Origin of the sequence: Bacteroides sp. MSK.18.37 (assembly GCF_019129155.2) — a bacterium.
Lineage (GTDB): Bacteria > Bacteroidota > Bacteroidia > Bacteroidales > Bacteroidaceae > Bacteroides > Bacteroides ovatus.
On the sequence record NZ_JAHOIB020000001.1, the window covers coordinates 4491378 to 4504095 of the forward strand.

Genomic DNA, 12718 nt, shown 5'->3' on the forward strand with positions numbered 1-12718 from the left:
CGATGAATAGATTGAATCGAATGACTGGCTTGGTATCGGTCATCATAGGACTATTTTGTGCTTGTCAGGGTACTGCCAAGCAGGTGGATGTGGAGACAGATTTGAAGGCAATGTATGCAGACCTTCCTTTCTCCATGCCCGCCATAGAGCGTCCCGTTTTTCCCGATTATCAGGTAAATATCTGTGATTTCGGAGCAAAAAGCGATGGGGTGACGCTGAACACGGAGGCTATTAATAAGGCTATCAAAGTAGTGCACGACAAAGGAGGGGGTAAAGTAATCATTCCGGAAGGTTTGTGGCTCACAGGCCCCATTGTTTTGCAAAGTAACGTCAATTTGCATGCAGAAAAGAATGCTTTGATTGTGTTTAGCGGTGACACCTCGTTGTATCCGATTATTACGACTTCATTTGAAGGACTGGATACACGGCGCTGCCAGTCGCCTATCTCGGCAATGAATGCAGAAAACATAGCTATTACCGGTTATGGCGTTTTTGATGGAGCGGGAGACAGATGGCGTCCTGTGAAGAAGGATAAAATGACGGACAGACAGTGGAAGAATCTGGTGAACTCCGGTGGTAATGTGGATGAGAACGGCAAGGTGTGGTATCCTAATGAAGGGGCATTGAAAGCATCCGTTCTCATGTCTGGCCAGGGGAATCAACAGGCTGAAATCACGAGTGAAGAATGGGAGGAGATGAAAAGTTGGCTGCGTCCTGTACTGCTAAGTATTGTGAAGAGTAAAAAGGTGCTTCTGGAAGGCGTGACTTTCAAAAACTCTCCGAGCTGGTGTCTTCATCCGCTTTCGTGCGAATCTTTGATATTGAATGATGTAAAGGTGTTCAATCCCTGGTATTCGCAGAACGGAGACGCGCTCGATGTGGAATCATGCAAGAATGTGCTGATTGCCAACTGTTTCTTTGATGCGGGAGATGATGCAATCTGCCTGAAGTCTGGTAAAGACGAAGATGGCCGTCGCAGAGGTGAACCTTGTGAGAATGTGATTGTGAGAAACAATACCGTTTTGCATGGTCATGGCGGATTCGTAATTGGTAGTGAGATGTCCGGAGGAGTGAAGAATGTATATGTGTCCGAATGTTCTTTTATCGGTACGGATGTCGGGTTGCGGTTTAAAAGTGCCCGTGGACGTGGTGGCGTCGTGGAGAATATTTACATCAATAATATAAATATGATTGATATTCCTAATGATGCTTTGATTGCCGATTTATATTATGCGGCCAAAAGTGCTCCCGGTGAACCGATTCCGAGTGTGAGTGAAGAGACTCCTGCTTTTAGGAACATCTATATCTCGGATGTGTTTTGCAGGGGAGCAGGACGGGCGGCGTATCTGAACGGACTTCCCGAAATGCCGATTGAGAATATTTCCATCAAGAATATGGTGGTTACTGGTGCTAAAGAGGGTATTGTAGTGAATCAAGTGGCAAAGCTCAACATCGAGAATGTTGAAATTGACACTCCTGACCAATCTATGATACAGATCGAAAATACAACGGATATCACCATTAACGGAAAAGATCTGGGAACGATTTCAGAGAAACGGTTGCTGACCAAGAACTAACTGTACTACTCGTTTTTATACTGTTTTTATTGTCAATCTGTCAGAACGGAAGTTAAAGAAGTGAATTACAGTATAATATATGTTGACAATAGAAGCTGACAATAGGCTGACAATAAGAATTAAGAGTTCTATTGTCAGCCTGTTTTTTTATTGTATAGTTATGCTGACATCTTGGAATTGTTGTTTTAAGGTTCTGATATAGTTGCATTCGTATGCCTGTACAGTTGAGTAAGTATGTCTGTATAGTTGAGTAAGTATACCTGTATAGTTTGATTAGTGTGCCGGTATAGTTGGGCAAAGGTGCCGCTATCTTTACCTTCCCACGGCCGTGGTAGCTTCTTCTCACGGCCGTGGTGAGATACTACCACAGCCGTGGAAAGATCTCGTCACGGCCGTGAAGAACTAACAAGATCGATACTTTAGCAGAACGATAACGGCACCTTAGTTGAACAATAACGGTGTCTTTGCGGAATAATGCAGGCTTGGTAAGTAAGGGATAATAGCTGCATAGTGCAGTTTTAAACAATAATAGGCTGACAATAAAAGACGAAAATCTTTATTGTCAGCCTATTGTCAGCTTCTATTGTCAGTGGGTAATAGCTTGAAAACAATCACTTTATGAAGCCATAACTCTTGGCCTGACAATAAAAACCATTTTTTTATAAATTCTCAATGTAGCCTAAGTTCATTAACCCGGCCTCAAATTGTATGTAATAGCATTGCCTATTGAATCTGAATACTGCACGTTTGCAAGTCTTTTTCATTTGAACTGTTTCCGTAAAGTATCTTATATGTTCCGTTTAAAGGACGTATGGTATTGGTCGCTGCATCAAACCATTCGAAAGAATCGTACGGAAGCTCTATCTGGACGTTCTGTGTCTTACCTTTAGCAATGCTAACCCGTTGGAAACCACGAAGAGTTTTTTGCGGACCTTCTTTGTCGTCAGGACGGCAGATGTACACTTGAACCACTTCTTCACCGTCTCTCTGCCCGACGTTACTTACCGGGATAGTAAGAATTGCTTTTTCGCCTTTGGTCAGCTTCGATTGGTTCAGGGTCGCTTTCCCATAAGAGAAACGGGTATAACTTAAACCGTAGCCGAATGGATAAAGAGGTGTTTCCGTCATGAAACGGTAGGTACGTCCCTTCATCGAATAATCTTCATAATCCGGTAATTGTTGCATGCTTTTATAGAAAGTGATAGGCAGACGTCCGGCAGGATTGTAATCTCCGAAAAGAACATCGGCAACGGCTGTTCCACCTGCCTGTCCGGGATACCATGCTTGCAGGATAGCATCGCAATTCTGCGTTTCAGGCACGATGGCCATTGCCGAACCGGAGAAGTTGACGAATACTGTTTTCTTTCCATTCTTCTTTAGAAGAGCAAGAACTTCGCGCTGGATGGCGGGCAATTCGATTTCTGTACGGTCGCCGCCTTTGAATCCGGGGTCGGATACCCGCATGGATTCTCCTTCCAATAGGGGGGAGATACCTCCGGCAAAGATAACTACATCTGCGCTTTGCAACTTGTTCAGGATTTCACGGGCATCCATTGGAGTTTGTTTTGCCAAGTCGAAGTTCAGTGTAGGGTTATCTTTAACCTGAATAAAACGCAACTCGATGTCGTAACTCTTTCCTGCTTCGTAGTTGAAAGAATACAGATTGGTATGATTCTTGATGTTGGTGGCTTCTGCTATTTGCTTGCCGTTGAGGAATAAAGTAACTCCTCCGTTAGTCATCACGCGGAAAGTGGCGGCACCGGAATCTGTTGGGCGGAAAGTGGAACGATAGATGGCGGTGAAGTTTTTCAATCCTACACCGGGAGCAAATACGGTAGAACCTTCTGCACTGAAATGGAAAGGAGTGGTCAGACGGTCGGTTGCGGCAATCTTGCCTTTATATTCGCGGTTATTCCAGTAGGTGGCGTTGAATCCGGCTTCTCCGTCGATGCTGCACTGATTGAATAGGCTGTGCAGGGTGGTGTCGTTTGTATATCCGCATACAGGTTCGTAGATGATTTGTGCGTCAGGTAGTTTGGCGCGTATTCCTTCCAGTAGAGTAACGGTATGTGAAGGGAAGCCGTTGTAGTTACCCCATTGCATTACCGAGTCGTTGGCGTTGGGGCCGATGACTGCGACTTTCATCTGACGGTTTAATGGAAGGATGTTGTTATTGTTTTGGAGTAATACCAGACTTTCGTGTGCCATTTTCAGTGCCAGTTCTTTGTGTTTGGGACAGTCGATAACAGAAAATGGAATGTTACTCCAGGGATGAGTCGAATTCATTTCTCCCAGTTCAAAGCGGGCTTTCAGTAGTCTTTTGACTGATGTATTGATTTTCTCTTCCGAAATCAGGCCTTTTTTCACAGCATCGGTGATGCTTTTGAAGTTACCGCCACATTCGAGATCTGTTCCGCTTAAAACAGCGTCGGCAGAGGCATGGGCGGCATCGGGATGCGTTTCATGTTTCTTGCGTTGGAAAAAGTCTCCGATTGCTCCGCAGTCGGTGACTACGATTCCTTTGAATCCCCAGTCGTTGCGGAGAATTTGGGTTAACAGACGGTTGCTGCCGCAGCAGGGATCGCCTTCGAAACGGTTGTAAGCGCACATCACTTCTTTAACTCCTGCTTTTTGTACCAGTTCCTTGAAAGCAGGAAGGTAGGTTTCCCATAAGTCTCTGGGTGCAATGTTTTCTGCGTTGAAGCTGTGACGGTTCCATTCGGGACCCGAGTGTACGGCAAAGTGTTTGGCGCAGGCATGAAGTTTGTCATATTCGGCATCTTCCGGTCCTTGCAGACCTCTGACTGCCGCCATTCCCATACGTCCGCTTAAATAAGGGTCTTCGCCGTATGTTTCCTGTCCTCGTCCCCAGCGGGGGTCGCGGAAGATATTGACGTTGGGAGTCCACATGGTCAGTCCCTGATAACGTTTATATTGTCCTTTTTCATTGAATTGGCGGTTCTTGGCGCGTGCTTCGTCAGATACGGCATCAAAGACTTCGTATAATAGTTCGTCGTTGAAAGAAGCGGCCATACCTATGGCTTGTGGAAAGACAGTAGCCAGTCCGGCGCGGGCAACGCCATGAAGAGCTTCGTTCCACCATTCATACGGCTTAATGCCAAGCCGGGGAATAGCCGGTGAGTTGTTTTGCATCAACGCCACTTTTTCTTCTAATGTGAGGCGTTGAAGTAAATCGTCCGCCCGTTGTTCCGCAGTTAATTTCGTGTCCTGATAGGGATACTTGCTGGGTTGTTGTGCCTGTACATTTACCCCTTGAATTCCGATAAGACAGGCAATGATCCATTGCTTTTTCATTTTCTAGTTCTTTTGGTTTTTAGATTTGAGACTGCAATAGTACGTGCTTTTCATTATTTTTGTGGGGAATATCCGGTAGAAAAGGAGGATTTCCTATGCAAGGCTTATTTGGAGCCGATAAATCCATAGACCTGTTCAAAGATAAAACATTTTAGCTGAATAGAACGTGAACTTTATAATGTAAATAGAAAGATACTGAAATGTTTGTTTGAAAGGGTATGTATGATTGTCCTCCTTTTGTACTGATTATTACTCTGGCAGGATGGAGGAAATGCTTAATATTGCATTGTTAATTAAGCTCATCCGGGCGTTTATTCATTGATTAAAATGCGAATACTATGATGTATCATTCGACTTGTTCTTTTAAGTGTTTACCTTATCTTTTGATTCTGGGGTGCATATTGACGTTCCTGCAAGCTTGTGCACCTGTTCAGAGATATGTCCTGTTATCCTCCGATAATGGTGACGGAACCTATACCAATCCGGTGATTAATGCCGATTATCCTGATCCGGATATTATCCGTGTAGGGGAGGATTATTACATGGTTAGTTCGTCCTTCGTGGCAATGCCGGGAATTCCGGTCTGTCATTCGAAAGATTTGATTAATTGGCAAATTATCGGTCATGCCTATGACAGTATCACTTTCCAGCCTCAATATCGGATGGAAAATGAGAAAACGGCTTATAGCCGTTTGTGCTGGGCCCCTACCATCAGATATGATGAAGGCATTTATTATATAGGAGTCAATATTGCGGATGATGGCTTCGTCATGTTTAAGAGTACGAGGCCGGAAGGTCCTTATACGATGCATAAGTTTGAAAAGCGGTTGTATGATCCCGGCTTTTTTATTGATGATGACGGTAAAAAGTATGTCACTCACGGAAAAGGGAAAATCTATCTGACGCGGTTGAAAGATGATGCTACGGGAGTGCTCGACCCTCAAGATAAAGGAACGCTCATTATAACAGCTCCCGAAGGTTACGGCCATTTGTTTGAGGGATGTCACACTTATAAAAGAAACGGATGGTATTATGTCTTTAATCCGGCGTTGGGGTATGATGGGGTGCAGATGATAAGCCGTTCACGAAACCTTTATGGACCTTATGAAACGAAAGTTCTGATAGATGATGATATTAATTATGCCGGTGCAGGTGTTCATCAGGGTGGGTATATAGAAACGGCTGAAGGAGAATCCTGGGCATACACTTTTCAAGATCGCGATTATATGGGGAGGTGTCTTATGTTATATCCTATGAAATGGGAGAATGAATGGCCGGTTGTCGGACCGGAAGGCAGACCGGGGAAAGGAGTGGTTACTTATCGGAAACCGGCAGTCAAAGGTAAACATAAGATGAATTATCCTCATCATTCCGATTCTTTTGACAAACCGGAATTGGCTCCGGTCTGGGAATTTAATCATGTTCCGTATAAAGAGAAGTGGAGCTTGACGGACAGGCCGGGTTATTTTAGAATATATGCTCAACATGCCAAAGGTTTTTATTGGGCGAGGAACTCGTTAACTCAAAAGGTGACAGGACCGTATAGCACGGGCACGGTATTATTAGACTTGTCCGGTTTAAAGGAAGGTGACTTTGCCGGAAATGGGATTATGGGAAGAATGATGTATCAATTTGGAGTCAGAAAGAAGGACAACCGCTTTTGGCTTGAAATGAGAAAAGGGAACCGGAATGCGGCAGAGATGATTGTGGATAGTCTTGAATTGAAAGATGTTCAGAGAATTTATCTGCGCACAGAAACAACGAAAGAAGGGGCTACTCGTTTTCATTATAGTTTGGATAATCGCCAATATCATCGTTTCGGTCCTGAAGGTGTTTCTAATTTCTGGGGATTTCTAGGGATACGGCATGCACTCTGTTGTTATAATGTAATGAAAGGAAATCCTTGCGGATATGCCGACTTTGACTCTTTTGAACTGGAAAGTGCGCATCGCGGCAATCATTATGATGCATTTACGGAAATAGACTTCTTTCGTTATGACGACCGGGAAGGGATGACATTGGTTCGTCCTGTCGGCAAACGTCCGATGCAATTTCTAACGGATATAAAGGACAGCGATTGGCTTGTGTTTAATAACTTGACATTTAAGAAAAGACCCGGAAAGATAACATTCGAACTGCAGGCTTTGAATCCGGGAGGAGTTCTTGAGATGAGAAGAGGTTCTTTACAAGGGGAACTGTTGGCTTCTTGCACTATTCAATCTACTAACGGGGAGTGGACGAAGCAGAGTTTTGAAGTAAAGAAATTACGAAAGAAAGAGAAAGTCTATTTTGTGTTCGGAGGTTCAAATAAGAGCTTATCTATTAAGAATTTCATATTTGAGTAGAATATCCAGCAAGGTCATATATCGAACCTTTATCGAAATAGAAAATCACTAAAGTAAAGGTTTTAGAGGATAATCATAGCTGGCTTATAGATATTTACTACATTTGCGAACGACCGGTAATACTTCCGGTTATTTATAGAATATCCTTTTGGTACATTGTGCGTTGGGGATATTCTTGTTTGTATAAGAAATAATAGTAAATAATGGATATTGGAGGAGGCAAATGAATAGTGATTATAAAGTTGGCGATTTAATTTATGATGCAAATATTTATGATGGAATGAATACCAGCATGGATGATTTGCAATTTTATAAGCGGTGGTTACCTAAAAACAAGGATGCCCGAATACTTGAGCTTTGCTGTGGAATTGGCAGACTTACTCTTCCTATTGCAAAGGATGGATATGATATAAGTGGGGTTGATTACACTGCTTCAATGCTCCATCAGGCTAAGATGAAAGCTGCCGAGGCTGGACTAAGAATCAATTTCATTCAGGCGGATATCAGGACTCTGGATTTACAGAAGAAGTACGACCTTATTTTTATTCCATTTAATTCGATCCATCATTTATATGAGAATGAAGATTTATTTAAGGTACTTCATGTCGTTAAAAATCACCTCAAAGACGGAGGCTTATTTCTGTTGGATTGTTTTAATCCGAATATTCGGTATATAGTTGAAGGTGAGAAAGAGCAGCAGGAAATAGCCACGTATACAACTGGCGATGGAAGAGAAGTCTCGATAAAGCAGACAATGCGATATGAAAATAAAACCCAGATTAATCGGATCGAATGGCATTATTTTATCAATGGTGAATTCAATTCTATTCAAAATCTGGATATGAGAATGTTTTTCCCTCAAGAGTTGGATTCATATTTGGAATGGAATGGTTTTAGTATTATTCATAAATATGGAGGATTTGAAGAAGAAGTATTTAATGGTGATTCGGAAAAACAGGTGTTTGTTTGTCAATGTAAGTTTGGATATTGATGTGTTGTTGACAGGCAAATCTCTTTATCTTGTATGAAAAGTCCCTTTATATCAGTTTACTCTATCGAATTTCGATTGATCGAATAATGAGACAACCGGGTATAAAGGGACTTTTTATATTCTTATCAAAGAGTTATTTTTTTCTCTCTTTGTATTCTGACGGGGTAATTCCTATCACTTTCTTGAAGCACTTGCTGAAATATTTCGGATCGTTGAACCCCGTCATATATGCTACCTGGGAGAAGTTATATTCGTCGCTGTCAATCAGTTGTACGGCACGTTTGATACGTATTTCCCGTATAAAGTCAACAGGTGTCAGTCCGACGATTGATTTTAATTTCCGGTAGAAGATTGTACGGCTAAGCATCAACTGTTCTGCAAATTCGTCAATCGTTAGTTCGGCATTGTCCATCTGTTCTTCCATGTATGCCATTACTTTTTTCATAAATTGCTCGTCGTATGGAGTAATCTGTGGTTGTGAAGGAGTCAGAGGATCGGGAGAAGAGGTATTCTTTCCTTCCATCAGCCTATTCATATAGAGTTCCTGCAATGCTTTGCGTTGTCGTAACAAGGAGGCTACACGGGTCTTTAGATAAGTAGCACTGAAAGGTTTGGTGATATAATCGTCAATGCCTTGTTCCAATCCGGCGATACGGTCGTCCAGAGAGGCCTTGGCTGATAATACAATGATGGGGATATGGCAAATATTGTTGTTCTCTTTGATTTGCCTAATCATTTCTAAACCGTCCATCACCGGCATCATAACATCGCTGATAATAAGATCGGGCAGGTCGTCAACAGCATGTTGCAATCCCTCTTCACCATTGGAAGCTGTGATTACCGTATAATTCTCCGACAAAATACTTTTCAGAAAAGCCTTTAACTCTTCATTATCTTCTACCACCAATATGGAGAAACCATCCGAATTAGTCTCAAGGTCTTCTTTTTCTTCCACCTCTTCCGGCGCTTTCATGCTATCGACGGGATGAGGCGCTGAACTCTGACTATCATTCAGGATAAATTCGACCTGTACATCCTCCTCGAAAATTTCCCGTTGTAAAGGCAAGCTTACTGTAAAACGGCTGCCTACTCCGGGTTGACTATTTACTGTAATAGTGCCATGATGCATTTCCACCATCTCTTTCACGAGAGACAGCCCGATGCCGGAAGATGGTTGCAGAATATTCTGTTTTACCAATGACTCGAAGCGTTGGAACAAGGAATGTTGCTTTTCTACTGCAATTCCGATTCCTTCGTCTGCAACCTCTATCTCTACCGTCTTCTCTTTCGTTGTGATATTGACTGTAATCGACTTGTCGGCAGGTGTATATTTGAATGCATTGGAAAGCAGATTGAAGAATATCTTTTCAAACTTGTCTCTATCCACCCAGCTATATACCGACTGGATGGTAGAAGTCAGCTGATAGTTTATGTTCTTTTCTTCAGCTATCAGTTTGAAGCTACTCATCACCTTTTGCAAAAGTGGAATCAAATCGGTCTCTTCAATCAGTAGTTTCATTTTCTGATTCTGAATCTTGCGGAAATCCAGAATCTGATTCATCAGTCGGAGCATGCGCTCTGTGTTCTGATGTACCAAAGTCAAATGCTCACGGGCGGAAGGAGAAAGCGGTTCATTCTCTAATACCTCTGTCACAGGGCTACTGATTAAAGTTAGCGGAGTACGTAACTCATGAGATATGTCAGTAAAGAATCGCAGTTTGATATTTGCTAATTGTTGTTCCATATCCACTCTGTGACGTAACCGATAGATGTAAAACAACACATATACGATGCTTGCCGTAAAGAGTATGAATAGAATGAAATAGAGCAGCCATGCCCAGTAGGTTTCCCAAAAGGTGGGGAGTACATGTATAGATAGAGTCCGTACATTGTCCACCCAGACCCCGTCACTGTTTGTTGACTTTATCTGCAACTGATATTTGCCTGCAGGTAAGTTGATGTAGCTAGCGGAACGGTTATTATCTGCTTCATTCCATTCTTCTTCTAGTCCTTGCAGGCGATAGGCATATAAAATCCCTTTTGGATTGACATAATCAAGTGCAGCAAACTGGAAAGTTACATTCCTTTGAGAGGGCTCCAGTTCCAATTCTTCCAGATTGTCAATAGAGTGATCGGTAAGGTGTCCTTGAATCTTGAGTCCTGTAAACACAATAGGAGGGACATAGCTACTCTTCCGCATCTTCTCCGGAGAAACTTCCAGAAAGCCTTTATCAGTTCCTAAGATAATTTGGTTACGGGCATTGATAATAGGAAGAGCTTCGGAGAAATTGAATTCCTGATAGATGGAACTTAATTCATAGTTCTCAAAAGTTTCTTTGGCAGGATCGAATTTGGAGAGCGCAATCTCCGAAACAACCCATAGCTGATTCTGTGTATCTTCAATCATTGATAGTGCCAAATCGGAAGCCAGCCCGTTGTTCTTGTCGTAGTTTCTGAATTGGATATTCTCGTTCAGCAGATTGGGAGATATCACTTTATTTACGCCTCCGGTGAAACTGATGATATAAGTGGTTTTATTCTTGTCTGTATAGATATGCATGATATCGTTGGCACTAAGACTGTTTTTATCTCCCGGTCTACGGATATTCCGGTAGAATTTAATCTCTTCCAGGCGTTCGAAGTTGTTCGAGAATGTCAGCAGTCCGTTAGTCGTTCCCACTAAAATCACTCCTCCCGGAGCTTCTGCAATATTGCGTACTTTCATACCGTAAGCTATGGGATAGTTTCTTAACTCATTATTACTATGAATAAATGAAACTTTTCCATCTTTAGCTTGTGCCAGCAGATTTAATCCACCCCCATAACATCCTATCCAAATATGATTACGACTGTCCTGAAAGATAGCATAAATACTATTACTGCTTAAACTATAAGGATCATTTGTCTGGTGTTCAAAATGGTGAATAGAGTAATGATTTGCTCCTGTCTTTTTAAGTTGGAAAAGTCCGATTTCTTTAGTCCCCAACCATATATTTCCATCTTTATCTTCCAGAATCGAATATACCCCATTATAGAACGATTGTTTTTCCTTAATGATATTTCCTTGTTTGGATAAGTACCCCACCAGGTTACCATCCGGTGCGAATATCTGGATATAATTAGATTTCGATGCTGTCCATAGACGTTTATTGCTGTCTTGCAGGAATGCACGTGTTTCTGCCTCGTAATCAGTCAGGTTAAATTGATAGCTCTGTGGAAAGAAGCATAGTTTCTCTACACCACGTGCTGTTGCAAACCAACAGTTTCCCTGATTATCCAATGTATAAGACCTGACTAACGGACTGAAAATAGACTTAGGATTATTGATATCCGTAAGAAGCGGTTTGAGAGTTCTTTCTTTCCGGTCATAGTAGCAAAAGTTTCCTTCCGTGGGGAGTAACCATAGGTTTTTCGCATTATCTTCAAAAATAAGTTTGCGACTTTTACGCCCATGCTTGATAATCTCATCTTTTGGGGTGAACAGATGCTCTTTTTCATTGGTCACGAGGTTAAGATGGACAATGCCCGGATCTTTTGAAAAAATCCAGATATCTCCCAAGTGGTCTTGATAGACAGATTCTACATCGTTGGAAGTTTGGGTAGCTGTACGGATGTCTATTTGCTGGAAACTGTTCTTCGGGATAGAATACAAAATCACTCCATTATCCGTTCCCAATGCCAGCATATCTTTTCCTATGGTAGTGACATTGTTTATTTTATGATGCGGATAAGGAATATCTACGAATTTCAGTTTTTTAGTGTGGAAGTCATATCTGGCTAACTTGTCATTTTCTGCAATCAGATAGATCGTTTCCTTTATTTGGGTGATGAACTGGAAAGGAAAGTCAGTATCCAGTGTTTTCTTTCCTATGATGGAAACACCTTTATCCGTCAATATCCATTCATCTTCTTCAGAGTCTTGATAAATGTTAAATATTTGATTTCCTTTCAGGTTGTGGTTGGAAGCTGAATAAAGTGTGATGCCTTCTCCTTTTTTGCATAATTGTTCGTCCACTCTGAATGCATATCCGCTTTCACAGAGAATCCAGGCAATCCCTTTCTCCAGCGAATAAATGCGTGTAACATTGTTAGTTTGTTTCGTGGAAAGTTCAATAGGTTGGAGAACATCAATAAACTTCTCGGTTTCCACATCAAAAAGACAGGCTTGTCCATCGTAAGTGGGGCACCATATATCTCCGTATTTGCTTTCTGAAATAGTTCCCATGCGATTACTGCCGAATGCATATTTACTCTCTTGCGAAGTTTTATATGTCTTAAAAGTGTATCCGTCAAACTTGTTAAGCCCGTTCCAGGTACTAAACCAAACAAGCCCTTTCTGATCCTGTAAAATGCTCATTACATTACCTTGAGCGAGACCGTCACTCACGGAGAAATGTTTAACTTGGCAGATAGGTTGAGCAGCTATATCGATCGCTATTGTTAGAAGAAGAAATAAAGTATGGAGCCGTTTCATAGTAGTTACTTTAATG

5 protein-coding genes are annotated in these 12718 nt (G+C 42.0%); 3 read left to right on the top strand and 2 right to left on the bottom strand.

Translation table 11 applies throughout. From position 1 onward, the window contains the following. Window positions 1–2 precede the first annotated feature (2 nt). Entirely contained in the window at window positions 3–1577 is a 1575-nt protein-coding gene (locus KSX81_RS17195; RefSeq protein WP_004320963.1) for a glycoside hydrolase family 28 protein, read from the top strand. A 723-nt stretch (window positions 1578–2300) separates the two neighbouring features. On the opposite strand, the gene xyl3A is transcribed toward KSX81_RS17195, so the two are convergent. Further along, complete coding sequence (gene xyl3A, locus KSX81_RS17200) at window positions 2301–4892, bottom strand: xylan 1,4-beta-xylosidase (RefSeq protein WP_004301531.1); 2592 nt, start codon at window positions 4890–4892, stop codon at window positions 2301–2303. 338 nt (window positions 4893–5230) lie between these two features. On the opposite strand from xyl3A, the gene KSX81_RS17205 reads away from it, so the two are divergent. Further along, on the top strand, window positions 5231–7237 hold the full coding sequence (locus KSX81_RS17205; protein ID WP_004320962.1) for a family 43 glycosylhydrolase: 2007 nt from the start codon (window positions 5231–5233) through the stop codon (window positions 7235–7237). 223 nt (window positions 7238–7460) lie between these two features. After that, the gene (locus tag KSX81_RS17210) at window positions 7461–8228 is read left to right on the top strand and encodes a class I SAM-dependent methyltransferase (RefSeq protein WP_004301534.1); all 768 of its coding nucleotides are present in this window, start codon (window positions 7461–7463) and stop codon (window positions 8226–8228) included. A gap of 133 nt (window positions 8229–8361) precedes the next feature. Here KSX81_RS17210 and KSX81_RS17215 read toward each other — a convergent pair whose 3' ends face one another. Then, window positions 8362–12702 carry a hybrid sensor histidine kinase/response regulator transcription factor gene (locus tag KSX81_RS17215; RefSeq protein ID WP_004301535.1) on the bottom strand — a complete coding sequence of 1447 codons (4341 nt, stop codon included), beginning with the start codon at window positions 12700–12702 and terminating at the stop codon, window positions 8362–8364. Between the last annotated feature and the right edge of the window lie 16 nt (window positions 12703–12718).